We start from the raw sequence: 25,150 nt of genomic DNA, 5'->3' as shown, positions 1-25,150 counted from the left end.
CCAGGCTTGATCCTGATTGTCAAACTCAATATGCGTTAGCTTCCATGGTTCTTCCAATTGCAAAGCCACTTTAAACATGTCCATGATCAAATTTTCATTACTGCTCAATGAGGTCCACATCGCCAATCCGCTCCTATTACTTATTACTGAGCAGTATTGACTATTTTTCTATGATTCAGACTTTAAGCCATTAAGTATAGCGACGAAGCATTAACACTCCGGTATCTGCTTATGTTTCATACTATATTTCATCCATGCCTGTACATAAACAGGATATGAATCAATGGTGTTGGGCAGCTGTCTCGGTAATGATGATTGATCAACTAGGAACACCGCCTTCACAATCACAGTTTGTTGATTATGTAAAAGGTTCAGTTGTTAATGAGACCGGAACAGTTACTGATATGAAAAAAGGGTTGGCTAACTGGGGGTTAACTTCAGACACCAAAATAGGGACTCCATTGGCATTTCAAACTGTGGCTTCTCAAATCAGTAACAACCAACCTATTGGAACAGTTATTCTTTGGGAAGACGGATCTGGAGGGCATGCATATGCTATTCGAGGTTATTATGAAGACACATCAAGATCAAAACAAGATATCTACTACATTGATCCATGGCCAGATAATGCAGATTATAATGTTATGTCTTACAGTAACTTTGTAAGTAACAATTCATTTCACTGGGTTGATTCGTTGTTCAACGTATACGTAAGTTAAGGGGGTCAATATAATGAAAAAAACTTGTTGTTCTTTAATCATCGTTACGCTTCTCATTCTTACTATGTTCGGAAATGTTTATGCAGAAACACCGGGTGATATTCGCCAAAGTGTAGAAGCCGATTTTCAGAACTATATTCCTTCATTAAATCAAACAAAGAAGGAATTTGGACTTTCAGACTCCGATGATTTTAGTAAAGCTATCCTAGAAGAAGGACATCCTTATTATCGAATAGCTCCTCAAGAGAAACTCAGTGTCGCCTCAAATGTAAAGGATTCCCTGACCTTTGCTGGATATATATTTCCAGTATCCATAAATTTAAAACCAGCGGGTCTTCTATTTGCTGACAATGCGAAAGGACAGTGGAAGGTTCTGAAAATTTCCAGTGATCTAGATTTTGCAAGTAATTATAAATTGGTTAATGAAAAGTTCAAATCTCAGAAGAGCAAAATTATTTACGACGAAACGCTGCATATTTCAGGAGTTGTCGATGAAGATACTTCTAATTTTGGAGCATTAAGACCTAATCCAGAATTAGGTTTGACTAAATCAAGTATTACCCCATTCTCGGAACTTAAAAAGGAAGTTGCCAAAATTCGTTCTAAAAAACAAAACTCACTAACTGCGCCGGATGGGGCAACATATGCTGGTGGTGGACATGGTGACCAACCTGTCAAAGCTGTGGCTAATACAAATCATCCTTTAATTCTTACTTTATCCGTAGTGACTATTGCTCTAGCTTTATGTGTATTTGCGATTTTAAGAAAAAGAAAACTGCAGAAGTAAAACCAAGATACTATGGTTAAGCTCCAAAGTAACGAGAAATCAAACTTTCCAGCCCTTTCGCTTCCCTATAGGAAGTGCGAAGGGCATTATTTTTGCTCCGTTATTTGCTCAAACAGATAAAAAAGTTATTAGTTTTGAAGATAGTAGAAAAGGACACGATACCATGAAAGGAAAAGAATCAACAATTTCCAAAGAACAAAATGTTGTACTGAACGCAGTTTAAGGAGCAGCTAGGGATGATGGTAAACATGGAGAGCATACCCGACCAACTTTCCGGAATGGCCAAGCGTTTGCGGGAGCTTACCTCGAGGATCACTGTCAGGTTTGTATTTTTCCCGGAATGTAATATAATGTTATGAAATTGCTAGAGATGGAGGAATGAGAATGCTGCCGACATTACACACGGAAAGATTGCTGCTGCGATCATTTGAGCCGACTGATGCGCCTGCCGTTCAGGAGCTTGCCGGACATATCGATGTAGCCAGAACTACCTTATCCATTCCGCACCCTTATCCGGATGGAGCAGCGGAATACTGGATCAAGGGCACGGGCACAAGGGCTGAAGAAGGTAGCGGATATGCTTTTGCGATCGTACATAAAGAAAATTTAGAGTTAATGGGCTGCATGGGCCTGAATGTGAGCAAACCGCATAGCAGAGGCGAGCTCGCCTACTGGGTGGGGAAGCCATTTTGGGGCTGCGGTTACGGTACGGAAGCGGCAAAGGCGGTGGCCGCCTTTGGTTTTGACCGCCTTGGGTTAAATAAAATCTATGCGGCGGCGATGACGGACAACCCGGCCTCTTCAAATATTATGAAGAAACTAGGCATGTCTCTGGAAGGCGAATTCAAGCAGCATATTGTCAAATGGGACCAGTTCAAGGATCTGGTGTATTATGGAATGACGAAGGCGGACTATGACCGAATGAGAATGCCGAACGGGACGCTTCCCTCATGAAAAATCTCCTTGTAACGGGCTACCGGGCGCATGAGCTGGGCATCTTTAATCAGAAGCACGAAGGCATTCCTTATATCAAGAAAGCCATTATCGCCAAACTGATTCCGCTCATCGAAGACGGGCTCGAATGGATCATTGCCCCCGGACAATACGGCGTTGATCTGTGGGCTGCTGAAGCGGCCATTTCCTTGAGAAAGCGGTACCCTCATCTGAAATGCTCGATCATTGCCGCTTACGCAGATCCCGAAGCGAATTGGAAAGAGGACAAACAGGAGTATTTCAGAACTATTTTGCAGGAAATTGACTACTACGGGAGCGCCAGCAATCAGCCCTATAGCGGGGTCTGGCAGCTCACCGCCAGAGATGAACTGCTGCTTAGAAAGACGGACGGCATTTTGCTCGTTTACGATGAAGACGCCGGGGAAGGCAGTCCGCGGTTTATGAAGAAGAAGGCGCTGAAGAAGCAGCAGGAAGAAGGATACGGGATCATAAGCATCAGCTCCGAGGATATACAAAGTATCGTTCAGGAGGAGCAGGAGCTTAGGCAGGATTTGGACGATTTTGCAGGGGATGAATGGGGTTTGGACGATCTATAGACCGGAGAAGGAGAACCCATGTAAACGAAAAAAACAGGCAGCCGCTCCAAAAAGCCGCTGCCCGTGATCCCTAAATATGTTCCATTTTGGCGCTGCCCAGCAGCAAATGTCCGTAATTGCTTTTCACAAACTCAACTACTTTCTCGCAAATGATGCGATGTCCGTCTTTATTGGGGTGTATCCCGTCGATGCACAGGAATTTGGTGAAATCGGGATGCTCCAGAAAAGCGCCTCTCACATCGATCATTTTTGTCTTGGTCATTTCCGATACTTTCAAAATGATCGAATTGTACCGTTCCTGCCACCAATAGATTTTGGTCACGCTTCCGAGCCATTTCATAATGTTCATTTCCGCGTCGGGATTGTTGCCGCTCACCCATTTAAAATATTTATCCGCATTAAGGGGCGGCAGGTTCATCAGAATGGGCGTAATTTGCTGGTTTTTCAGAAACTCGATCGTTTCTGTGAGCATCTTCTCGAACATCGAAAAATCCGTTTTGGGAAAATGTTCCGAATCGGGCTTGACGGCTATTTCGTTCCAGTTAAAATCGCAATCGTTCCCGCCGTACTCAATAAGAACGATATTCGGCTTGTCTTTCAGCACATCTTTCCTCAAATTCACGATTCCCTTCATCAGCGTATTTCCGAATCGGGCCGTATTTCGGATCGCGCCCTTCAGCTTATTCTGCAGAAGAGAAACATAATTGTCCTCCAAAATCACATATTTGCTTCTGGCCTCATCGTAAATCACGCCCTTGGAGATCGAGTCTCCGGAGACGATGTACTTGGTATCGCTGTCCATTAAATCTTTGTCCGTTTCACCCATATGCTGCTCATCCCTTTTCCCATCATGGTTTGATTACTATTCATTGTAATGCAGTTGGATGGCCCAGGGCAAGAGACATGCAGTGAGAAGACCAGGTGCTGTTTAATGCACGATGTCACCTGCCAAAATTGCACAAGAATTTAAATTCCCCGCCAAGCGGCTGGCCAATACTGGAGAGCATTCGCGCCGCCTTGCGGGGAATCTTTTAAGAGGATATGTACTACAGCAGCTATACGGTGATTACCAGTTGAAAAATCCCCCAAGCATCTCCTTGGCTGCGCTGAGCAAGGTAGAGGAAAGCGTGGTGTATAGCAGATAACCCGTAACCAGGTTGACTATGAATATGCTGAATAGCGGATCCAGTCCGCCAATGGTTGTTTTTGTGACCGGATAACTAAAGATGATTACATTTACTGCGACAAGGATGAACAGCAGAGCAAACGAAAACAGCAAGTAGGACAGTGAATAAATGGTGATCAGTGCAAAAATGTCCGCCAGCAGCAGGGACGAGGCCGCAGGAACGAGCAGGGCGCCGAACTGGGCGGCAAGCTGTATCCAGTCTGCCTGAATTTTGCTGAGCCGAAGCAGAAGAACAATAAAGACACCGGCTGCAGCGAGTGTGATCGCCATCAGAACAAGCGGCTTGATAAAGGTAGCCGCAAAGGAAACATGGAAAGGGGACAGCCGGATTACAAAAAACAAAGCCGATAACACCGCCGTCAGGATCATCGTAATCACGCCGTTGAGCAAATGGGTGCTGTTAACAGAACGTGATGTCTGATAGGGACGGACAAGAATGCCGATAAAATAGGCCGCATACTGCTTGCTGGCTTCAGCCGCTTGCTGAACCCGCTCGTTGTTGCGTACACTGTCCAGCGTTTGATTGAATGAACGCTTTGAAGAACTATCCGTACCGGAACCTGCCGCCGAGCTATATTGGGGATTCCCGGCGTGCTGCGGAATTTCCCTGTTCAAGGAAGGAGATCCTTGTTTTTCATTACCCACGGGCGGTTCGTCATTTTCAAAACCGTCTTCTGAACGTGACATACTAATCCCTCCTAAATTTTTACTTGCTGGAAAACTCTTCTCTATATACTAAGTGAACTACCCACCACCTACGCTTGGGCTTAGAGGTGGGGGCTTCTAAGGTAATCGTACCTAACCGTACGAAATTGACTTAGCTATCGAGCCTGTTCCGTGCTCTGTATATGATTAGGCTAACAGTCGCAATCCTTCACGCTTGATATTGATCGAGGCGTTCCAATCCCTGTCTGCTGCAAAACCACAATCACAGTGGAATATGCGCTCAGTGCAAGACTATCTACTTCTTTGAGCCAAGTATATTCACTCTTGTATTTGGCAGGAGTCGGCAGCTTTTGCATCTTCAGTGCTTCTTTATCGTCCTTGAATTGTTCATACACTTCCTTTCGTTCAGCCAACATTTTGTTGTAGACAAAACGAACGCACCCGAAGGTTTTCGCAAAAAGTTGCCCTTGTTCTTGCGTGGGGTACAGACGGAACTGATATGCTTTGTTTGCCATATCGAATCACCTCATTCCATATTCTACGATATTTCACGACCAGAACAAGATGACTCATCTAAGACTGATTATATCATGTCATAGAAAAATGTGGAAACCAAAAGACTTTAGGCTTCGCCTACCGAAATTCATCTCCCACTTTCATCAAGCTTCGTAAGATTTAGAAGTGGGAGACTTCTTTCGGAGGTAAGTTAAATTGGACGTTTATGTCTATAAAAGCCGAAAAAAGGACTTCAGACCCGCTGAAAAATACGGCCCGGCTCGAATTGCATGATATACTTACCGTAATGGAAGAAGAGAGGAAAGATACAAATGAATGAACGCGAGTTAACGCTGACCTATAATCCGAAGGGCGCGCGTAAAGCCGTTTTTCTGGATGTGGACGATACGCTTTACGATCATCTGGCTCCGCTGCGGGGAGCGCTGGTTGACGTCCTTGGACTTCCGGCCTCGTTTCCTTTCGATAAGGCGTATCATCTCTTTCGTTATTACAGCGATTCGCTGTCCGACCGGGAAGGGCTGTCCGCGGCTCCGGACAAGGAGAAGATGGAAGTGATGCGGAAGCGGCGTTTTATGCTGATGCTGGCCGACCTGGGCGTCCATGTGGATGAAGGGCAGGCGGGAAGGCTGCAGGCGTCCTATCTGAAAGGACAGTTTGCAATCACTCCTTTTGAAGGAGCGACCCGGCTTATTCGTGAATTGGGCGAGGCCGGTTTTCTGGTCGGTGTTATTACGAACGGTCCGGGCAGCCATCAGAGGAGAAAAATAGATGCTCTCGCCGTCAAAACGTGGATTCCGGAAACTCATATGTTTATATCCGGCGACATCGGCTATTCCAAGCCCGATCCCCGGCTGTTTGCGCATGTGAACGGGCAGACCGGAACATCTGCCGAGAATAGCGTCTATATCGGGGACTCCTGGAGAAACGATGTGGTCGGGAGCGTAGACGCCGGGTGGACGTCGATCTGGTTCAACCATCGCGGCGCGGAGCCGGAGTCCGCTCATAAGCCGCACTACATTGTTTCGAGCTATGCGGAAATCAGTGGAATTTTGCTGGGACAGCGGCGTCCCGGTGGAAAAAACGCCTATAAGCGTTTTTCGGGTTTGTGATTTCGAATATTTTATGATAAGGTAAAAGCAATTCTAATGATCGGAGGGTTTGCGAAGCGATGTGGAACATGTACCGTTTGCGTTTCTTCTCTTTGTGCCGCTAATTGAATAGTGCTCAAAGGCTCTGCTCCTGTGCAGGGCGAACGGGAATGGTCTGCATATGTACGTAAACCCAGATATGCTGCTGCGCTATGATTGCCCTGCGCAAATGAAGGGGGCGGACAATGTCGCCCTCTTTTTTGTATTGCCTTTTTCATAGTCGCGCTTAAATTGCCCAAGATCAGTGCCTTGTCCTGGCAGTTGATTAGCTGATCGGGCCGGAGGACCGGGATAGCCCAGCCCAGGCTTATATTCCTTATGCTGCATCCGTTCGCTTTCCTAGCAGGCTGAGCCGCCTATTCGCGGTATCGGTCTATTTTGGTTTGTTACAGCTATTAAAGAAAACCGGGAGGTATATATATGGAGCAGCAAAAAGCGATATTGGTCGGCGTCAATCTGAATCATCAGCCGGACTTTGAATATTCGATGGAGGAACTGGCCAATCTGGCCGCCGCATGCGACGTTGCGGTTGTGGGCGAGCTTACCCAGAACATGGAGCGGATCAACAAGTCTCATTACATCGGAACGGGCAAGGTGGAGGAGCTGCGCGGCCTGTATGATGCGATGGAAGCGAATCTGATTATTTTCAATGACGAGCTGTCGCCCTCGCAGATCCGCAATCTGGAGACTGACCTTAGCTGCAAGGTGATCGACCGGACGATTTTGATTCTGGACATCTTTGAGCAGCGGGCCAGGACGAGGGAGGCGCAGCTTCAGGTGGAAGTGGCGCAGCTGCAGTACATGCTGCCGAGGCTTGTAGGGCTTCGCGAGTCGCTTGGCCGCCAGAGCGGTGGTGTAGGAACGCGAAACAGAGGCGCGGGCGAAACGAGGCTGGAGCTGGACCGCCGCAGAATTGAAGAAAAGATCAGCGCGCTGTCGAAGGAGCTGGAGACGGCCGTAGCCCAGCGTCAGATTCAGCGAAAGCAGCGCAAGAGAAACGAAATCCCCGTAGTTTCCCTGGTGGGCTATACCAATGCGGGGAAATCAACGGTCATGAACGCGCTTCTGGAATCATTCGGCGGGTCCGGGGAGAACAAGCAGGTTTTTGAGAAAAATATGCTCTTCGCCACGCTGGAAACGTCGGTACGCAGCATCCAGCTGCCGGATAACAAATCCTTCCTGCTGACCGACACGGTCGGTTTTGTCAGCAAGCTGCCGCACCACCTGATCAAGGCGTTCCGTTCGACGCTTGAAGAGGTGGCGGAAGCCGACCTGCTCGTCCATGTGGTCGACTATTCCAATCCGAAGTACGAGCAGCTGATCCGGATTACGGAGCAGACGCTTAAGGAAATCGGCATTACGGACATTCCGACCATTCTGGCCTACAACAAAGGCGACCTGGCCGGGGAAGACATTCCTAAAGTAGAGGAGACAGCCATTTACATGGCCGCCAAGCAGAGAACCGGTATTCCCGAGCTGGTCGATCTGATTAAAAACCATATTTTCAAAGACTATGTGTCGTGCGAAATGCTGATCCCTTATGATCAGGGCGGGCTGGTATCATACTTCAACGAGCATGCCCATGTGCTGCGGGCCGAATACGAGAACGAGGGAACCAGACTACGTATGGAATGCAAAACGAAGGATTACGAAAAATACCGCGAATACGTTCTATAGTTCATTTGGTTAGCCGAAAACTTACGAATCACAATCAACGAAGAAGCAGAGCGAAAAGCTCTGCTTTTTTAAAATTTTCAAAACTTCATATAATCTACACAATTTCAATTCATAATAGGTTTAAGGTTACTGAAAGTCTATAGATAAACAGGAGGAACTTTATGAGAACAACAGCTAAAGCCTTGGCGATCGCCGTGGCAGGGGTTTTCGTTCTAACGGCATGTTCGGACAAGTCTGACAACAAGGGAGCAACCGCTTCCGCAAACCAGACCGCAGCCGTGAATTCGGCGGCTGGAACGGGGATGCCTTGGATTGCTTCAAAGAATACAACGCGAATCAATACGGACAATCCGCAGGAAGCTGCCGTTATCGTATCCCGGACACTGTGGATGGCAACCGGCAGCGACAACCGCCCGGGCAGCATCATTCTAACCGATCCCGGTCATTGGCAAAATGCGCTGGTCAGCGCCGACCTGATTCACCATCCAAGCAACGGTCCGATTCTGTTTGTGGACAAGAACGGTATTCCCGAAGTTACGGCGAATGAAATCAAGCGGTTAAAGCCTATGGGCACTGAAGCCAACAACGGCGTTCAATTGATTCTGGTCGGCAATTTGGGTGAGAAGGTGGAGGACCAGGCCAAGGCGTTAGGACTGAAAACGGACAAAGTAACCGGAGATAACCCGGCGGCATTGGCCGAAGCGATCGACGCTTATTACAGCAAGGTAGCCGGAGAGCAGCCGGCTTCCGTCATTGTAGGCTCGATGGACAGCGAGGAGTATACGATGCCTGCCATCAACTGGATTGCCCATATGCCCGAACCTCTGCTTTACGTGAAGAAAAACGAAATTCCGCAGGAAACGGTCCGGGCGCTGCAGGCCAGAGGAGGCAAGGCGAATATCTATATTTTGGGCCCTGAAAACGCAGTTTCATCTGACGTGGAAAAAGAGCTCGGGAAATATGGCACGGTAGTGCGCATATCCGGTAAAGATCCTTATGCAAACGCTGTGGCTTTTGCCAAATATAAAGATGCCAAGACCGGTTTTGGCTGGGGGATCACCACACCCGGTCACAATTTCTCTTTTGTCAATTTGAAATCTCCGGATTTGGCGATTGCCGCTGCTCCTTTTTCCCATTTGGGCAAGCATTCGCCGCTGCTCTGGACCAATCAGGACAGCATGCCGGAACCGGTCATGTCTTATGTGATGTCCCTACAGCCTAAGTATGAGATGTCCCCGACAGAAGGTCCCTATAATCACGGGTGGCTTACTGGCTCCGAGCAATCACTTTCCGCCAAAGCCCAGGGAGAAATCGACTCCATGCTTGAGATCGTTTCGAAATCCGATGAAGGTCATGGCGGTATACATCACTGATACAAAACTTACACCTTGGCGCCGCAGCTTCTCCAAGCAGGGCAAATGATGCAGTTCTCAAACAGCAAGTCAGCAGCCAGTTCGCACAGGACGATTCCTGGATTTATAATGGAATGAAAAAGAAACAGGGTAACCGGATAACGTTCAGGCAAGTGTACAGATAGGGGGAGCGCGGGTGGCAAGGCTGCAAGTCCTGGTAGTGGATGACGAATGGAACATGAGAAATTTGCTGCGCATATATTTGACGAAGGAAGGGTTTGACGTCAAAGAGGCCTCAACCGGCCATGAGGCGTTGTCCCTGATTAACGGGCAGACCATTGACCTTGTCCTTCTCGATGTCATGATGCCGGATATGGACGGCTGGCAGATTTGCAAAGCGATCCGGAAGGAGACCGATGTGCCGGTCATGATGCTGACGGCCCGTTCGGAGACCAAAGACAAAGTGCTTGGCCTTGGCATCGGTGCGGACGATTATTTAACAAAGCCCTTTGAGCCGGAAGAATTGATTGCCCGTGTCTACTCGCTGCTCCGCAGGTCGTCCATCACGCATGCTTCGGCTGTGCAGCAGGAGCCTGCCATTGAGTTTCCGGACCTGAGGATTTATCCGGAAAGACGCGAAATTGTCATTTGCGGCCATCCGGCGGATTTTACGCAAAAAGAGTTCGATCTGTTCGCCACGCTGGCCAAAAGCCGGCAAAAAGTGTTCAGCCGGCCCGAGCTGCTCAATCTGCTGTGGGGGTATGACTATGACGGGGATTCCCGCGTCGTGGATACCCATGTCAAGAACATTCGGGAGAAGGTACAAAAGGCGGGCCTTGGCTATAATCCGATCCAAACCGTATGGGGAGTAGGCTACAAGTTTAGTGGGGCCGGTGAAACGAATGGGCAGAAATAGAATCGGATTCAAGCTGGGACTCGTCATTCTGGCCGCTTTTGTCATCGTATTGACGTCCCTGGCCTGGGCCGTTGACCGGATGTTTGCGGGCTTTTACAACACTGAAATGAGAACAGAGGTTGAAGAGCTGACGGCGCACTTCGCGGCGATGGCGGGTTCCCCTGATCTGTCTACGGAGCAGACGGTGCTTGAGTTCGCGGATTTCTCAAACGTAAGCATTGTGCATATTAACGAGAAGGGATCAATCATCGCTATGTCCGGCGAGCCAGTAACCGCGCTTTCGTTCATTCATGCCAAGGACGTAACCGCGCTGTTTTCCGGAACAACGGTCAGCTTCGAGCATCAGGACGGGGCAGGGAACCGTTATTTTGTCTCCGGCAAACCGATCCCGGGTTCTGATGGAAACCGCATAACCTCGGCTATATACGTGCTCTCTTCAACAAAGCATATGGATGAATCGATTTTGGCCGTACGGCGTCTGCTGATTCTTGCGGGGGCGGGAGCCTTCCTGTTGGCGATAGGGATTACGTGGATTATCGCCCGGATTTTATCCGGGCCTCTCATTCAAATGCAGCGGGCGACCCGGAATATCGCAGCCGGTGAACTGGAAACCCGCCTGAATATCCGCAGCAAGGACGAAATCGGAACCTTAGCCAAAGCGATCAATGATCTGGCCGGGGATCTGCAGCGGTACCGGGATACCCGGCAGGAGTTTTTTGCGAACATTTCCCACGAGCTTCGAACGCCGATTACCTATCTGGAAGGATATGCGAAGGTGCTTCGGGACCGGCTGTATGATACCGAAGACGAGAAGGACAAATATCTGGACATTGTCCACCAGGAAGCGCAGCGTTTGCAGCATATGGTGAACGATTTGTTTGAGCTGGCCAAAATGGAAGAAGGGAAGATCAGCCTGTCCCTGGAATGGATGGATCTTGCGGAAATCGCAGACAATGCGGTCCGGAAAATCCGGCTAAAAGCGAATGCGAAAGGGCTGCAGCTAAATGTCCGTGCAGACGGCGATGTCCCTTTGATTTATGGAGACGGGCTGCGCATGGAGCAGGTGCTGTCCAACCTGCTGGAGAATGCCGTCCGCTATACGGAACAAGGCGGGATTACGGTTAGCCTCGGTACGGAAGGTGCCTTCGTTTATCTCTCGGTGGAAGACACCGGGGTAGGCATTGCGGAGGAGGAGCTTCCCTATATTTTTGACCGTTTCTACCGGGTGGAGAAATCCCGTTCGCGTCAGCACGGCGGGACGGGCCTGGGACTTGCCATCGCCAAAAAGCTGATTGAGCTTCAAGGGGGAGAGATCACCGTCACAAGCAAACCCGGGGCCGGCACCCGGTTTGAGATTAGGTTCAGATTATCGGCGGAAGCAGGAGGAACGGCATGAAAAAGCTGGAGTGGCTTGTCGCCATATTCATTATAGTAATGGGCGTCATGTGTTTGGTCTTGTCGGCAGCCTCTTTTCGCGGCATGTCGTTCCCTGATACGGGGCGTTTGATGGGGAATTATTGTTTGTGGCTCGTCCCCCCTTCCCTTTTGATCGCTTTGATTTATTGCCTGATTAAGCTGTGGCGCAAGCGATAAAGCGGGGCCTGCTGCAATTGAAGAAAGTATTATACCGGCAGCCGATAAAAAGGCAGGGTTACCGACGGCCGAAAGCCCAGCTTCTGCACCAGATAATAAGACCCCTCGTTATCGAGACGGCAGGCCCATACCGGCTCCAGATCATGGTCCAGACAATAGTCGATTAACGCGGAGCATACGGAGACTGCATAACCTTTTCACCTGTGGGCATCCGCTGTCTCAATTCCAATCTCCAGCTGATTCGCCGTGCAGCAGGCCGAGAATGAAGCAGAAGCAATCTCTCCATCCCGCAGCAGGGTATAACCTATGCCTTCCTCGGCAAAAAGCTCTTTATTCCACCAGAAGAAACGGGGGATGACAGCTCCGGTTTGGATCAAAAACTGCTCTTTGGTTGTACGGATGACCGGCTCATCGTGCCTCGGAAAGTTCTGCTTCTCATCCAGGTAAGCATCGCGATTGAAGCTGAAGTTGACTCTGGTGTTTCTCAGAATCTTTTTCCTATCAAAGTCTTCGGGCGACAAATCGCGATTCTCCAGCCGGCTGTTATGGGAAGATAACATGGAATCAATCACCCCGCTCCATTCTCCCGCCGGATCTGTCTGCAGCCATTCCACCTGATGTCTGGTTGCCGATTGATTGGTTATGTAATCATAAAGTGCTTGAGTGAATGACTCGTTCCCCGGATCACCGAACAGCAATGACATTCCATAGGGATGAACTACATAAAAGGTACGGGGATTCTCGCTGCGATCGACATAGACACGGCCTGAAACATGCTGCTTAAGCACCGCTTCGGCAAACATGGTGTTGGTTTGCAATTGGCGAAGCGGCGGCAGCGCTTTGTAATAATCCTTGGGTGCCAGTTCAATCATCATTTTTATTGTCTCCTCTCTTTGCCGCTGAACCGGTTAAACAGCCAGCGCAATTTCCCACCGGAACACATGAGACATGCCTCTGTTAGCATAAGGTGCGCCGAACGTCGTTCGCCAGCCAGACTTCCGAAAGGCCGCTCAGGTATGGCCGGGTGGTGTTGCTCAGAATAAGATCGCCCGTATGCCGGTATTCAGCACTCCGGCGCCACGGTGATGGTACACATGACATCTTCATCTCTACTCGTACGGCAAGTATGTCCGCCGCGATAAATGCGACCTTCTCCTAATCAAGCATCTATTCGGTCTCCTCAGGCTCTTGGATTCCAAGTTAAGTGTCATTGTAGCATATTTTTACAATCAGGATCACCCAGACCCGACTCGTTAAATGGTTCATGGCGTTACATTATCGGCATCAGTCAGAGGTTCCTCTCAAAAAAATGCTCCTCGCAAAAATGTCTTGCCTCTTTTGGGACTATCTGGTATGATTTTGTCCTTCTCACTTTTATTGCCCTTGTCTGAAGTAGACGGACCAGCCGTCACATACACTTATCGGAGGTGCTGCCTATCATGCTTTATTTCACTCTGGCTTCCAAAGCCTATGCCCGCAATTTGCAATACCGAGGGGCGCACATGGTGCACAACCTCGCGAGCGCCAGCTTCGGCTTCATGTATGCCTGCCTCTGGATCGGTCTTGGCCAAGACCATTCGCTCGGGGAATACGGCACGCAGGGGATGGTCAGCTACATCGCCTTTAACCAGGCCGCGCTGTGGGTAACAACTTTCCTTACGAACGGTCTCGGCATTCCGCTTTCCGTCAGGACCGGCCACATTTCCCTTGATCTGATGCGTCCCGTTCATCTGTTCAGCCACTTGATGGCCAGGGAATGGGGGCAAATCGCCTACCAGTTTGTCTATAAGTCCATCCCGATTTATGTGCTCTATTATTTTGTGTTCCAGCTGCATTTTCCAGGAAGCTTGACGGATGTCGTCTGTGCTGCGGCAGCGCTTGCCGGGGCGGCCTATTTGTCAATCTGCATGAACTTTCTGATCGGCGCATCGGCGCTGTGGACGACGGAATCCTCCTGGCTGTATTGGGGCAACTATGCCATGAGCAACTTGCTTGCCGGGTTCTTCATTCCGCTGGAATGGCTGCCGGACTGGCTGGAGCGGATCGCCTGGCTGTCGCCCTACCCGTATCTGCTTTACGTCCCTACCCGTTTGTATCTGGGATACGGAGGAGGCTCGCTGCTCTGGGGAACGCTGCTTTGGTGCGTCCTCATGACCCTTGTCTGTCTGATGGCAACGGCGCTGCTGCGCCAAAAAGTGGAGGTGCAGGGCGGATGAATGCGAGAGCCTGGATTTCCCTTTACGGCCTGCTGATCCGGACCAGTGTGAGAAGCCGGATGCAATACAAGTTCAACTTTGTTTTGAGCACGCTGCTTGCGGCGTTGATTCAGATTTCGGAATTTTTGATGGTGGCGATTGTCCTGTACAAATTCGGTGCCATCAAGGGCTGGTCGCTGTACGAAATCGGATATTTGTATGCGGTTATGACGCTTGCCAAGACGCTGTACCGCACGTTTGCAGACGAAGTTCATCATCTGGAAAAATATTTGGTAAACGGCGAGCTCGACGGCTTGCTCATCCGTCCGCTTCCCGTGCTGCTGACACTGATGCCGCAGAGCTTCCGCATCATGCTGGGAGAAGTGCTGCAGGGCGGCTTTGTGCTGTACTGGGCACTGAGCGGCATGATGCAAAGCGGACAGGTTGGCTGGACGTCCGTGCCGTTAACTTTGTTTATTATTTTTACAGGGGCCATCATTTTGTTCTCGATCGGTCTTGCGACCGCGACATTGGGTTTTTGGACAACCCGCATTTCCGAGCTGCAGAACATCACGGAGGACGCAGCCAGGACGGCTGCTCAGTATCCGCTCACCCTGTATCCGAAGTGGATGTCCGGCCTGCTGCTCACCCTCATTCCGGTGGGACTGGTCAACTACCTGCCGTCTCTCTATATTTTGCGGGGCGAGATGGGACCGTGGGTGCTTGCTTTGACCGCCGGAGCCGCGGTCCTTTGCCTGGTGCTTAGCCTCCTGTTCTGGCGGCTCGGCCTGACGAAATACCAGAGCACGGGAAGCTGATGCTGTACAAAACTTTTAGGAGGCTGAAACAGTGCGAATCGAAGCCAAACATCTGAACAAGCAGTTCAAAACCCCCGTCGTCCGGGAAGGACGGTTTGCCGGCCTGCGCACTTTGTTTGCGCGCGACTATCGGGTGAAAGAAGCGGTCCGGGACATCAGCTTTGAGGTCGAATCCGGCGAGTTTGTCGGCTATATCGGGCCCAACGGGGCGGGAAAGTCGACAACCATCAAAATGCTGACGGGCATTCTGCATCCGACGGGAGGCGAAGTGCTGCTCGGCGGGATCAATCCGCATCGTGAGCGGCGCCGGGCCGTCAAGCGGCTTGGAGTCGTCTTCGGACAGCGCAGCCAGCTCTGGTGGGATTTGCCGGTCAAAGATTCCTTCGATATATTGGCCCGAATGTACCGGGTTGAAGAGAGCGTCAAGCGGAAACGGCTGGATCAATTCGCGGAGCTTCTGAACCTGCAGGAATTTTGGCAGACACCGGTGCGCAAGCTTTCGCTTGGCCAGCGCATGCGCGCAGACCTGGCGGCGGCGATGCTGCATGACCCGGATCTGCTGTTTCTGGACGAGCCGACCATCGGTCTCGATGTGAACGCGAAACGCGGCATTCGCGGGTTTCTGAAGCTGCTGAACGAGGAGTTCGGCAAGACGATCCTGCTGACCACTCACGACATGGACGACATCGAACAGCTGTGCCGGAGGGTCATGGTGATTGGGGACGGCGAATTGTCTTATGACGGGACCCCTCAGAGCCTGCGGGATGCGATCGGGCTGCCTACGCGGTTTCACGTAACCTACCGGGGAAATTGCAATATTCCTGATGGGACGATGTACAGGAGTTGCAGCGGTTCCATTGCGGAGGGCGAGGCGGGGAATGCGGGAATTAAGGGGAATACCACAGTAACGGGGACACGATCAGCGGTTGCGCCGGTTGCCGCTCCTCTTGTCGTCACCTCCAGACAGGGAAATATGATCACCGTGGAGGCCAACAGACAGGAAATGAAGACGATGGACGTGCTTCGCATGCTTGCGGAATGGGGAGAAATTGAGGACGTCGACATGGAGGAGCCCGATTTCGAAGAGGTAATTCACCGGGTTTATTAGACATAGGAGCTGAATGATGCCTGACGAATGAGGCTGGCGCTGTCCGTTCTTCAGGGCCGGTCAGCTGGGTGTCCAGCCGAAGGGCTTCCTGCAGCGGTCCCTTTGGAAAGAGATGATCCCGGCTTGCCCGGTTTGGTTGATTTGATTATAGTTAAGTTGGAACAGAAAGCGAAAATTCGGAAGCTTGTGGGAAAGGGGACGGAGAAGCCATTCCGGCGCCTCCCGAAAGAACAAGCAGAACAGGAGAGACGGTTAATGAGCGATCAACAATTATCCCCATTGGTTAAGGCTTTAAATATGGAACGGCATATCGAGGGCGGCTGGTTCAAGGAAACGTGGAAATCATCGTTCAGGATCCCGCATGAAGTGCTGAAGCCGAAGTATTCCGGGGCCAGGGCAGCGGCAAGCTCGACGTATTTCCTGCTGCATCCGGGCGAAGTGTCCGCGTGGCATGTCGTGTTGTCGGACGAGCTGTGGCTGCACCATTCCGGCGGTCCGCTGGAGCTGACGCTTGGCGGCAGCGGAGAGCAGCCGGAGGCGGGCGAGAAGATCATTCTCGGTATGGATGTTGAGAACGGGCAAATCCCGATGGCCCTTGTTCCGGCCAATGTGTGGCAGACAGCAAAGCCGATCGGCAATGAACCGGTATTTGTAACCTGTGTCGTTGCTCCGGCGTTTCATTACGATGACTTCAGCATGGTTGAGAAGAAATAAATGGACAATTGGAGTTGAACCGAAGCGATGGTTACGATTTCCGACATTGCCCGCTTGTCGGGTGTTGCCAAAAGCACGGTCTCCCGTTTTCTCAACGGGGGATCGGTGGGCAGCCATACGAAGGAGAAGATTGAAAAAGTCATTCGCGAGACCGGCTACGTGCCGAATTCATTTGCGCAAAGCCTGAAAGCCAAGCGGCCCAATATGATCGGGACCGTTGTGCCCCGCCTCGATTCCTATGCGTCTTCTAGAACTTTAATGGGGATTGACGAGCAGCTCCGCTCCATGGACTTCGATATGCTGATTTTGAACAGCAGCCGGGACCCGCACCGCGAGGTGGAGAATCTGTACAGCTTCGCCAGACAAAAGGTGGCGGGGATTATTTTGCTCGCGACCGAAATTGACGGGGAGCATGTCGCCGCGTTTAAGTCGCTGCAAGTGCCGTTAATTTTGGTAGGGCAGCAGTACCCGGGCATATACAGCATCATCCATGATGATGAAAGCTCCGCCTATGACTTGGGGAGGCTTGTTCTTCTGAAAGGGCACCGCCGCATCGCTTTTCTCGGGGTGTCGGAGAAGGACGTTGCCGTAGGCGTTGGCCGCAAGAAGGGCTTCAAGAGAGCGGCGGAGCAGTGCAGCGATGCTGAGGTGGTCTATTATGAAACCGGATTTGGCATAGAAGAAGCCCAGCAGACAGCGGTGGAAGTCATCCAAAGCGCCTGTCCAACCGTATTTGTCTGCGCGACGGACAACATCGCGCTCGGAGTGCTAAAGGCGGCAAACCGCCTCGGCTTTAAAGTGCCGGACGATTTCTCGATAACGGGGTTTGGCGGGTACGAAATTGCCGGCATCGTTCATCCCGGGCTGACAACGGTCAAGTTTTTTTACAAGGAAACGGGAAAAATGGCCGCATCCAGCATCATCAAGCTTGTCAACGGACAGCCCGTAGAACAAGTCATGCATTCACAATATGAAATAATCGAGCGTGAAAGCCTTGACATTCCGCAGGTGAATTGAATATAATCCATCTTAGAAACCGGTTCCAAAAACCGGAATTCCTTCAAACTCGTTTGGAACCGGTTTCTAAGGCGGAAAACTGATATTGTTGACATTAAATTTTTTTAAGTGCATTGGAACCGGTTCCGCAAACAAAGGAGACATAGACTATGGATCACAAACAAGTGGCTGAGGATATTCTTCAGGCGATCGGCGGCAAACAAAATGTGACCGCTGCTGCACACTGTGCCACACGCTTGCGCCTCGTGCTAGAGGATGACTCCAAAATTGATCAGAAAGCGCTTGATCAGATGGATGCCGTAAAAGGCACATTTTCCACGGGAGGACAGTACCAGATTATTCTGGGAGCCGGCACGGTAAACACGGTATACGGTGAATTTGCCGCATTGACCGGTCTTGGCGAAATGTCAACCAGCGATGTGAAAGAAGCCGGTGCAGCCAAAATGAATCTATTACAGCGGTTTGTGAAAGCCCTTTCCGATATTTTCGTGCCGATTATTCCGGCGATCGTGGCCGGCGGTTTGCTAATGGGGATCAACAATGTATTGACCGCGCAAAACTTGTTTGGAGCCAAATCGCTGGTTGAAATGTATCCGGGCATGGCGGATTGGGCCGGCATTATCAATTTGTTCGCCAATGCTCCGTTCGTCTTTTTGCCGATTCTGATCGGTTTCTCGGCGACTCGCAAGTTTGGCGGAAACCCTTATCTGGGCGCAGCGCTGGCGATGATTATGGTGCACCCGGATTTGCTGTTCGATGGGACCGGCGGCGGTGCCTGGAATTATCGCCATCCGCCCTCAATCGATTGCGGCCTTCTGTATTGGGATGGTCATCAGCTTCGCGGTTACCTTTACCATCACGCTGATCTGGGGCAGACGAAAAGGTGCGGCCGAAGATTCTGCAGCATAACATTAGAATCGCCGCCCGTAAATTTTATCTGATGGAACAAGGATTCCGCCAGGGGTACGAGGCGAAAGCAGCCTGCTCTCTAACTCCATGGGAAAAGGAGGTTAAACTTGAAATGGAGTGGACGAGAACAGAAAGATATCGGAAGCTGGAGGATACCAGCCCGGAAGAACTGTCGGAGCTGACCGCAAAGGTTGCGCATTGTCCATGGAGACAAAGCTTTCATATTCAGCCCGAAACCGGTCTTTTGAATGACCCAAACGGATTTGCCTACTACGAGGGAGAGTATCATTTGTTCTACCAATGGTTTCCGCTCGGCCCGGTACACGGACTCAAATACTGGTATCATACCAAATCAAAGGATCTGGTCCATTGGGAAAATGCCGGCGTCGGCATCAGGCCCGGCGGGGCATTCGACAGCCACGGGGCCTATTCGGGAAGCGGCATCGTACACGACGGCCTTCTGTACCTGATGTACACGGGAAACACGAGGGATGAACAATGGGAGCGCCGTCCCTACCAATGCATGGCTGTCATGAGGCCGGACGGCAGCATCTCCAAGTTCGAAGCTCCGCTTGTATCGGGTGCTCCGGACGGGTATACGGAGCATTTCCGCGATCCCAAGGTTTGGGAAGAGGACGGCACATTCTACGCGGTGATCGGCGCGCAGCGCAAGGACCATACCGGCTGCGCCCTCTTGTATCAATCATCCGATCTTAAGCGCTGGAGCTTTGCAGGAGAAATCAAAACCTCGCCAAAGCTCAGATCGTTCGGCTACATGTGGGAATGTCCGGATTATTTCGAGCTTGACGGCTCCGGCGTCCTCATGTTCTGCCCGCAGGGGATTGAAGCGGATGGAGAACGATTCCGGAACATTTACCAGGCCGGTTATGTGGCTGGCGAGAAGCTGAATCCGGACAGCCGCGAGCTGAAGCATGGCGCATTTCATGAACTGGACCGGGGCTTTGACTTCTACGCCTCCCAGACTACGCTTGCGCCTGACGGGCGCCGGATCATGATTGGATGGATGGGGCTGCCGGACATTGCCTGCCCGACCGATTCCTACGGCTGGGCCCACTGCCTGAGCCTGCCGCGCGAGCTGAGGCTTCTGGACGGGAAGCTGCGGCAGCTGCCCGTGCAGGAGCTTCGCGCTCTGAGAGGACAGGAGAGCTTCGCCGAAGGCGAACTGAACGCCGAATCAATCTCTCCAAAGGGCTTTGCCGGAACGCGCTATGAAATGATCTGCGAATTCGAGAACCGGGATGCCCGTTCGTTCGGCCTTGCATTTCGCTCCGGGAACGGCCAGCGAACGGTGCTGTCCTGCGATTCCATACAGGGCAGGCTGACGCTGGACAGAACCCTTTCCGGCGCACCCGTGGCAGCCGAATACGGAACGGTCCGCTCCTGCGCGGTTGACGCGGAGCGCTTGAAGCTGCATCTGTTTGTGGATACTTCCTCGGTTGAAGTGTTTGTCAATGACGGTGAAGAAGTGTTCACGGCGCGGATTTTTCCGGATCAGGGCAGCAAGGGCATCTCGTTGTTTGCGAGCGGCGGGCAAGCCGTTTATAAGGCCAGCAAGTGGGATTACTGAGGCCTGACCGCCGGATCGCTGCGGCTTGCCGTCGCCTCATTTGAAAGGAGAGCATCAAAAAATGCCTGCAGACAAGTGGTGGAAGCAAAGCGTTGTTTATCAAATCTATCCGAGAAGCTTTATGGACAGCAATGGGGACGGAATCGGGGACATTCCCGGCGTTACGTCCAGGCTCGATTATTTGAAGGAACTCGGAATCGATGTCGTATGGCTGTCTCCCGTTTATTCGTCGCCAAATGCCGATAACGGCTACGACATTAGCGATTACCGCGGCATCATGGAGGAATTCGGCACGATGGCCGATTGGGAGCATATGCTTAGTGAAATGCACAAGCGAGGCATCCGGCTGCTTATGGACCTTGTAGTCAACCATACATCGGATGAGCATGCCTGGTTTGTGGAAGCCCGCAAATCCAGAGATAATCCGTACAGAGACTATTATATCTGGCGTCCTGGTTCCCCGGATCACCCGCCGACGGACTGGGTCGCATCTTTTGGGGGATCGGCTTGGGATTATGATGAAGAAAGCGGGGAGTATTACCTTCATATGTTTTCCCCCAAACAGCCCGACCTGAACTGGGAAAATGCAGACATGCGCAGGGATATCTACGATATGATGAAATTTTGGCTGGATAAAGGCGTAGACGGATTTCGCATGGATGTGATCAATATGATTTCCAAAAAAGAGTGCCTCGCTCCCTATGAAGCTTGCGTGAGCGGGCGAAGGCGTCCACGGCGCATTCACGTATAATGCCGATGGCGTTCACGACTATTTGCGGGAAATGAACCGCGAGGTACTCTCGAAATACGACGTCATGACGGTCGGGGAATGTCCGAAGGTGACGACGGAGCAGGCAAGGCTGTATACGGGGGAATCCCGGAAGGAGCTTAGCATGGTTTTTCAGTTTGAGCATATGGGCCTGGATAAGCCGAAGGGCTGCCCAAAGTGGGAACTGAAGCGGCTGCAGCTCCACGATTTGAAGCAAAACCTGAGCAAATGGCAGACGGAATTGTCCGAGGAGGGCTGGAACAGCCTGTACTGGAACAATCATGATCAGCCGCGCATCGTCTCGCGGTTCGGCAATGACGGGCCGTTCAGGAAGGAATCGGCCAAGATGCTGGCCACTCTTTTGCACATGATGCAGGGAACGCCTTATATTTATCAGGGGGAAGAAATTGGCATGACCAATGCCCGTTTCGAATCGATTGACGATTATAACGATATCGAATCCCTGAATTATTATCGGGAGACGGTGCTGGAGAAGGGGGGTGACCCGGAGGAAGCGCTCCGTAGGATTCATGCCAAAGGACGCGATAACGGACGAACGCCGATGCAGTGGAACAGCGGACCGGGAGCGGGATTTACAACCGGCCGGCCGTGGCTCAAGATCAATCCGAATTATACCGAAATCAACGTGGAAGAGGCTTTAGCCGATCAGGACTCCATCTTTTACTACTATAAAAAATTGATAGAGCTGCGCAAGGCTTACCCGATTATAACCGAAGGCGCTTATGAGCTTATACTGGAGGATCACCCTGCGATCTTCGCCTATGTCCGCCGCCACGAGAAAGAAACCCTGCTTGTGATCAACAATTTCTATGAGCAGGAGACCGTATTTGAATGTCCGGATGGAATTGCCGGCCCGCGCGCCGAAATGCTGATCGGCAATTATAACCGGCAGCATATCCCCGATGTGTCACAGCTTACGCTTGCGCCTTACGAGTCGCTTGTAATTCGTTATCAAGGCAATTAAATAAAGATCGCTTGGATAGGAGGAACCGATATGTTTGGATGGCTTAAGAAAAAAGAGACAGTCGATACATTGGAAGTGACGGCTCCGCTTCGCGGCAGCGTCGTGTCGCTGGAAGAAGTGCCCGATCCCGCATTTTCCACCGGGGCGATGGGACCCGGTATCGCGATCAAGCCGAGTGAAGGCAAAATCGTCGCCCCGTTTGACGGCAAGGTGGCCCACCTGATCGAAAAAAGCAAGCATGCGATTGTTCTGGAACATGCATCAGGGGTGCAGATCCTGATTCACGTCGGGGTAAATACCGTTTCGCTTAAGGGAGAAGGATTTACCGCCCATGTCTGTACAGGGGATAAAGTCAAGGCGGGGCAGCTGCTGCTTGAATTTGACATCCCGGCCATCGAGAAGGCCGGATATCCCGTCATAACCCCGGTTCTTGTTCCGGACGGACAGGAGATGGTTGAATCCGTTGAGAGAGGGTCATCCGCCGATGCGGCGGTGCTGCGAATTCATTTGAAGAAATAAAGCTTACTATACATTCTGAAAAAAAAAAGCCCCTCCGCGCCGCCTTGCACAGGCGGTTTGGAGAGGCCTTTTGCATTTCTTCTGTGTTCAAGGGAAAGGGGTCACTACTCCCCAACCTTCTGGAAACGCCAGAACAGGCTGATGAAATCGCCTTTGATGCGCGGCAGGGTGAGGCCCGCATACATGAGCTCATCCCCGCCGTATACCTGGTCTGTCTCGGCATGGCGATACAGGTAGCTCGGCTCCAGCCCCTTGCATTTCAAAATCTGCACGCGCTCGCCCGGCTGCGACAGGACGCGGAAGAAGGCGAGCACGGCTTCGCTCTTGTCGCCCGCGACGAACGTCCAGGCGGCCTCGTTGCCTTCAAACGGGCTCAGGATCCGGTAGAAGGTGCCGAACTGAATAAGCGGCCGTATTTCCTTGTAGAGGGCGATCTGGGCCTTGACGGTTTCTTTCTCTTCCCCGGTCAGCTTGGTAAGTTCGAGCTCGTAGCCGAAATTCCCGGACATGGCGACATGACCCCGGATGTCCAGCGATGTCATCCTTCTCACCTGATGGTTCGGCACGGTCGACACGTGAGAGCCCATTGATACGGCAGGGTAAACCATGCTGTTGCCGTATTGGATTTTCAGGCGGCTGACGGCGTCCGTATTATCGCTTGTCCAGGTCTGCGGCATGTAATACAGCATGCCGGGATCATAACGTCCGCCGCCGCTGGAGCAGCTTTCGAACAGCACGTCGGGAAAGGCGGCCGTCAGCTCTTCCATGACCCGGTACAGGCCGAGCATATAACGGTGGGCGGTCTCCCGCTGGCGGTCCGGCGGAAGCGAAGCTGAGCCGATCTCGGTCATATGGCGGTTCATATCCCATTTGACATAGCTGATTGGGGCAGACGACAGGATATCGCTGATCGATTGAACGATATAGTCGCATACCTCGCTGCGGGACAAATCAAGCACCAGCTGATTGCGGCCCACCGTACGCGGACGGTCGGGCACATGCAGGCACCAGTCGGGATGGCTCCGGTACAGATCGCTGTCGGGAGAGACCATTTCCGGCTCAAACCACAAGCCGAATTGCATTCCCATGTCCGTAACACGGCGGGCCAGGCTGTCCAGCCCATCCGGCAGCTTGCGGCGGTCCACGACCCAGTCGCCCAGCGAGCTCAGATCGTTATCCCGCTTGCCGAACCAGCCGTCGTCGAGGACGAACAGCTCGATGCCGAGGCTTTTGCCTTCCCGGGCAATCGCTTCAATTTTGTCCGCGTCGAAATCGAAGTAAGTCGCTTCCCAGTTGTTGATCAGAATCGGGCGGACCGCATCGCGGAACTTCCCGCGGCTCAGGCGCGAACGGTACAACAGGTTAAAGGTGCGGGACATTTCGCCAAGGCCTTCGTTCGCGTACACCATAACGGCCTCCGGGGTCTGGAAGGAGGCGCCGGGTTCCAGCAGCCAGGTGAAGTCGAAAGGATTAATGCCGATCGAGACCCGCGTCGTCCGGTACTGCTGCACTTCGGCCTGGGCGATAAAGTTGCCGCTGTATACGAGGTTAAACGCGTACACTTCGCCTCAGTCCTCGTTCGTATCCTTGCGCAGCAGCGCAAGGAACGGATTTTGCTGCGGGCTGCTGGCTCCGCGCCGGCTTTCGGCCGCCTGGATGCCCGGAACGAGCGGGCGGCGCGCGATATTGCGTTCATTCGTATGGGAGCCGTAAAAGGTCAGCATATCGTATTCGTCATCTCGGAAATCGACGCTGGCGCTCAGAGTGCGAAGCAGCTTCAAGCTTTGGCTTCCGGTGTTGTCAAAACGCACCGAGCGGGTCAAGGCGCAAATATTGTTAAACACGGTATATATCAAGGTTGCCGTCAAGCCGGTCATGTTGTCCTCCAGAACCAGCTCAAGCGTATCGGCTTCGGCATCGTCCTCGGTGTAAGTGGCTGGCAACCCCTCTAGTTTGGGCTTGCCGGCATAGATGGTATGCGACCGGTATCTGAAATCCGTGATATTCGAGCCGTTTTCCTGCCCTACCTGATAGGCCGGGGTGCCGAAATCGCCGTTGCCGTAGGCCGGGTATTCCTGGGGGATCGTATCCAGCGAGAAAGTGCGGTCCGCCGGATCGGGATTCGGCGCAAAAGCGCGATCAATAAAGGAGAGCGGATTGCTTTCCCGGTAGGTCTTGATTTTGCGGCCCCAATACAAATGGGCCAAATAGCCGTCCCCGACAATTTGCATGACGTAGCTGGAATTTGCAGATTGCAGATGGAATACGCGGCGTTCTTGGTCATAATGAATCGTCATGGTGGAATGTCCTCCTTCATCCTTGGGCCTGAAGCTGGCCTGAAGCGGCAGGCTGCGGGCCACGCTGTGCAGCAATAATGGAATAATCGTGGAATCAATAAAATATTGCGATTCTTGTAAG

General features: G+C 51.7%; 20 protein-coding genes and 5 pseudogenes. 19 read left to right on the top strand and 6 right to left on the bottom strand.

Features of this window, described 5'->3' with window-relative positions:
• The first annotated feature begins 254 nt into the window (after window positions 1-254).
• The 4 genes from K7397_RS16025 to K7397_RS16010 all read left to right on the top strand — a co-directional run bounded on the left by K7397_RS16025 (window position 255) and on the right by K7397_RS16010 (window position 3,056).
• Window positions 255-719 carry a papain-like cysteine protease family protein gene (locus K7397_RS16025; RefSeq protein WP_273545634.1) on the top strand — a complete coding sequence of 155 codons (465 nt, stop codon included), beginning with the start codon at window positions 255-257 and terminating at the stop codon, window positions 717-719.
• Window positions 720-732: 13 nt separating this feature from the next.
• Window positions 733-1,506 (top strand): hypothetical protein, encoded by a 774-nt coding sequence (locus K7397_RS16020; RefSeq protein WP_223068936.1) that lies wholly within the window; start codon window positions 733-735, stop codon window positions 1,504-1,506.
• Between the two features lie 384 nt (window positions 1,507-1,890).
• Entirely contained in the window at window positions 1,891-2,460 is a 570-nt protein-coding gene (locus K7397_RS16015; protein ID WP_223068935.1) for a GNAT family N-acetyltransferase, read from the top strand.
• Window positions 2,457-3,056 carry an SLOG family protein gene (locus K7397_RS16010; RefSeq protein WP_223068934.1) on the top strand — a complete coding sequence of 200 codons (600 nt, stop codon included), beginning with the start codon at window positions 2,457-2,459 and terminating at the stop codon, window positions 3,054-3,056. Before K7397_RS16015 ends, K7397_RS16010 begins: the two co-directional genes overlap by 4 nt.
• 70 nt (window positions 3,057-3,126) lie before the next feature.
• Here K7397_RS16010 and K7397_RS16005 read toward each other — a convergent pair whose 3' ends face one another.
• From K7397_RS16005 to K7397_RS15990, 4 genes and pseudogenes are all read right to left on the bottom strand, one after another.
• Window positions 3,127-3,882, bottom strand: a complete 756-nt coding sequence (locus tag K7397_RS16005; protein WP_223068933.1) for an SGNH/GDSL hydrolase family protein — start codon at window positions 3,880-3,882, stop codon at window positions 3,127-3,129.
• 240 nt (window positions 3,883-4,122) lie between these two features.
• The gene (locus tag K7397_RS16000; RefSeq protein ID WP_223068932.1) at window positions 4,123-4,929 is read right to left on the bottom strand and encodes a hypothetical protein; all 807 of its coding nucleotides are present in this window, start codon (window positions 4,927-4,929) and stop codon (window positions 4,123-4,125) included.
• Window positions 4,930-5,094: 165 nt separating this feature from the next.
• Window positions 5,095-5,184 (bottom strand): zinc ribbon domain-containing protein, encoded by a 90-nt coding sequence (locus K7397_RS15995; RefSeq protein ID WP_223068945.1) that lies wholly within the window; start codon window positions 5,182-5,184, stop codon window positions 5,095-5,097.
• A gap of 2 nt (window positions 5,185-5,186) precedes the next feature.
• Window positions 5,187-5,423: pseudogene (locus K7397_RS15990) on the bottom strand (helix-turn-helix domain-containing protein); the annotation flags it as partial.
• Window positions 5,424-5,735: 312 nt separating this feature from the next.
• On the opposite strand from K7397_RS15990, the gene K7397_RS15985 reads away from it, so the two are divergent.
• The 6 genes from K7397_RS15985 (at window position 5,736) to K7397_RS15960 (ending at window position 12,110) form a co-directional block, all read left to right on the top strand.
• A complete protein-coding gene (locus K7397_RS15985) occupies window positions 5,736-6,533 on the top strand; it encodes an HAD family hydrolase (protein ID WP_223068931.1) in 798 nt (265 codons plus the stop codon).
• A 459-nt stretch (window positions 6,534-6,992) separates the two neighbouring features.
• Window positions 6,993-8,249, top strand: a complete 1,257-nt coding sequence (gene hflX, locus K7397_RS15980) for a GTPase HflX (protein WP_223068930.1) — start codon at window positions 6,993-6,995, stop codon at window positions 8,247-8,249.
• A gap of 161 nt (window positions 8,250-8,410) precedes the next feature.
• Entirely contained in the window at window positions 8,411-9,622 is a 1,212-nt protein-coding gene (locus K7397_RS15975; protein WP_237690970.1) for a cell wall-binding repeat-containing protein, read from the top strand.
• A 175-nt stretch (window positions 9,623-9,797) separates the two neighbouring features.
• Window positions 9,798-10,517, top strand: a complete 720-nt coding sequence (locus tag K7397_RS15970; protein ID WP_223068929.1) for a response regulator transcription factor — start codon at window positions 9,798-9,800, stop codon at window positions 10,515-10,517.
• Window positions 10,504-11,913, top strand: a complete 1,410-nt coding sequence (locus tag K7397_RS15965; protein ID WP_223068928.1) for a sensor histidine kinase — start codon at window positions 10,504-10,506, stop codon at window positions 11,911-11,913. Before K7397_RS15970 ends, K7397_RS15965 begins: the two co-directional genes overlap by 14 nt.
• Window positions 11,910-12,110, top strand: coding sequence for a hypothetical protein (locus K7397_RS15960; protein ID WP_223068927.1), 201 nt, complete (start codon window positions 11,910-11,912; stop codon window positions 12,108-12,110). The genes K7397_RS15965 and K7397_RS15960 overlap by 4 nt, the downstream gene beginning before the upstream one ends.
• Window positions 12,111-12,139: 29 nt before the next feature.
• On the opposite strand, the pseudogene K7397_RS15950 reads toward K7397_RS15960, so the two are convergent.
• Window positions 12,140-12,913: pseudogene (locus tag K7397_RS15950) on the bottom strand (GNAT family N-acetyltransferase).
• 636 nt (window positions 12,914-13,549) lie between these two features.
• Between K7397_RS15950 and K7397_RS15945 the strand changes: the two are divergent.
• From K7397_RS15945 to K7397_RS15905, 9 genes and pseudogenes are all read left to right on the top strand, one after another.
• Complete coding sequence (locus tag K7397_RS15945; RefSeq protein WP_223068925.1) at window positions 13,550-14,326, top strand: ABC transporter permease; 777 nt, start codon at window positions 13,550-13,552, stop codon at window positions 14,324-14,326.
• Entirely contained in the window at window positions 14,323-15,123 is an 801-nt protein-coding gene (locus K7397_RS15940) for an ABC transporter permease (RefSeq protein WP_223068924.1), read from the top strand. The genes K7397_RS15945 and K7397_RS15940 overlap by 4 nt, the downstream gene beginning before the upstream one ends.
• A gap of 31 nt (window positions 15,124-15,154) precedes the next feature.
• Window positions 15,155-16,231 (top strand): ABC transporter ATP-binding protein, encoded by a 1,077-nt coding sequence (locus K7397_RS15935; RefSeq protein ID WP_337926745.1) that lies wholly within the window; start codon window positions 15,155-15,157, stop codon window positions 16,229-16,231.
• 255 nt (window positions 16,232-16,486) lie between these two features.
• Window positions 16,487-16,945: a cupin domain-containing protein gene (locus K7397_RS15930; RefSeq protein ID WP_223068923.1), complete on the top strand. Its 459-nt coding sequence runs from the start codon at window positions 16,487-16,489 to the stop codon at window positions 16,943-16,945.
• 27 nt (window positions 16,946-16,972) lie between these two features.
• Window positions 16,973-17,962 carry a LacI family DNA-binding transcriptional regulator gene (locus K7397_RS15925; RefSeq protein WP_223068922.1) on the top strand — a complete coding sequence of 330 codons (990 nt, stop codon included), beginning with the start codon at window positions 16,973-16,975 and terminating at the stop codon, window positions 17,960-17,962.
• 149 nt (window positions 17,963-18,111) lie between these two features.
• A pseudogene (locus tag K7397_RS15920) lies at window positions 18,112-18,789 on the top strand (glucose PTS transporter subunit EIIB); the annotation flags it as partial.
• 194 nt (window positions 18,790-18,983) lie between these two features.
• Entirely contained in the window at window positions 18,984-20,459 is a 1,476-nt protein-coding gene (locus K7397_RS15915; protein ID WP_223068920.1) for a glycoside hydrolase family 32 protein, read from the top strand.
• Between the two features lie 61 nt (window positions 20,460-20,520).
• A pseudogene (locus K7397_RS15910) lies at window positions 20,521-22,213 on the top strand (glycoside hydrolase family 13 protein).
• Between the two features lie 30 nt (window positions 22,214-22,243).
• Window positions 22,244-22,732, top strand: a complete 489-nt coding sequence (locus K7397_RS15905) for a PTS sugar transporter subunit IIA (protein ID WP_223068919.1) — start codon at window positions 22,244-22,246, stop codon at window positions 22,730-22,732.
• Between the two features lie 104 nt (window positions 22,733-22,836).
• Here the strand turns inward: K7397_RS15905 and K7397_RS15900 are convergent.
• Window positions 22,837-25,029, bottom strand: a pseudogene (locus tag K7397_RS15900) (alpha-galactosidase).
• Window positions 25,030-25,150 lie beyond the last annotated feature (121 nt).

Source organism: Paenibacillus caui, from assembly GCF_019904135.1.
Classification (GTDB): domain Bacteria; phylum Bacillota; class Bacilli; order Paenibacillales; family Paenibacillaceae; genus Fontibacillus; species Fontibacillus caui.
Note: the sequence above shows the minus strand (reverse complement) of the source record. Positions and strands in the feature narration are given on the sequence as shown.

Bases quoted from the DNA above. Each gene is read 5' to 3' on its own strand.
- K7397_RS16025 (WP_273545634.1), top strand. From the start codon at position 255: ATGCCTGTACATAAACAGGATATGAATCAATGGTGTTGGGCAGCTGTC.
- K7397_RS16020 (WP_223068936.1), top strand. From the start codon at position 733: ATGAAAAAAACTTGTTGTTCTTTAATCATCGTTACGCTTCTCATTCTT.
- K7397_RS16015 (WP_223068935.1), top strand. From the start codon at position 1,891: ATGCTGCCGACATTACACACGGAAAGATTGCTGCTGCGATCATTTGAG.
- K7397_RS16010 (WP_223068934.1), top strand. From the start codon at position 2,457: ATGAAAAATCTCCTTGTAACGGGCTACCGGGCGCATGAGCTGGGCATC.
- K7397_RS16005 (WP_223068933.1), bottom strand. From the start codon at position 3,882: ATGGGTGAAACGGACAAAGATTTAATGGACAGCGATACCAAGTACATC.
- K7397_RS16000 (WP_223068932.1), bottom strand. From the start codon at position 4,929: ATGTCACGTTCAGAAGACGGTTTTGAAAATGACGAACCGCCCGTGGGT.
- K7397_RS15985 (WP_223068931.1), top strand. From the start codon at position 5,736: ATGAATGAACGCGAGTTAACGCTGACCTATAATCCGAAGGGCGCGCGT.
- hflX (WP_223068930.1), top strand. From the start codon at position 6,993: ATGGAGCAGCAAAAAGCGATATTGGTCGGCGTCAATCTGAATCATCAG.
- K7397_RS15975 (WP_237690970.1), top strand. From the start codon at position 8,411: ATGAGAACAACAGCTAAAGCCTTGGCGATCGCCGTGGCAGGGGTTTTC.
- K7397_RS15965 (WP_223068928.1), top strand. From the start codon at position 10,504: ATGGGCAGAAATAGAATCGGATTCAAGCTGGGACTCGTCATTCTGGCC.
- K7397_RS15960 (WP_223068927.1), top strand. From the start codon at position 11,910: ATGAAAAAGCTGGAGTGGCTTGTCGCCATATTCATTATAGTAATGGGC.
- K7397_RS15945 (WP_223068925.1), top strand. From the start codon at position 13,550: ATGCTTTATTTCACTCTGGCTTCCAAAGCCTATGCCCGCAATTTGCAA.
- K7397_RS15940 (WP_223068924.1), top strand. From the start codon at position 14,323: ATGAATGCGAGAGCCTGGATTTCCCTTTACGGCCTGCTGATCCGGACC.
- K7397_RS15930 (WP_223068923.1), top strand. From the start codon at position 16,487: ATGAGCGATCAACAATTATCCCCATTGGTTAAGGCTTTAAATATGGAA.
- K7397_RS15925 (WP_223068922.1), top strand. From the start codon at position 16,973: ATGGTTACGATTTCCGACATTGCCCGCTTGTCGGGTGTTGCCAAAAGC.
- K7397_RS15915 (WP_223068920.1), top strand. From the start codon at position 18,984: ATGGAGTGGACGAGAACAGAAAGATATCGGAAGCTGGAGGATACCAGC.
- K7397_RS15905 (WP_223068919.1), top strand. From the start codon at position 22,244: ATGTTTGGATGGCTTAAGAAAAAAGAGACAGTCGATACATTGGAAGTG.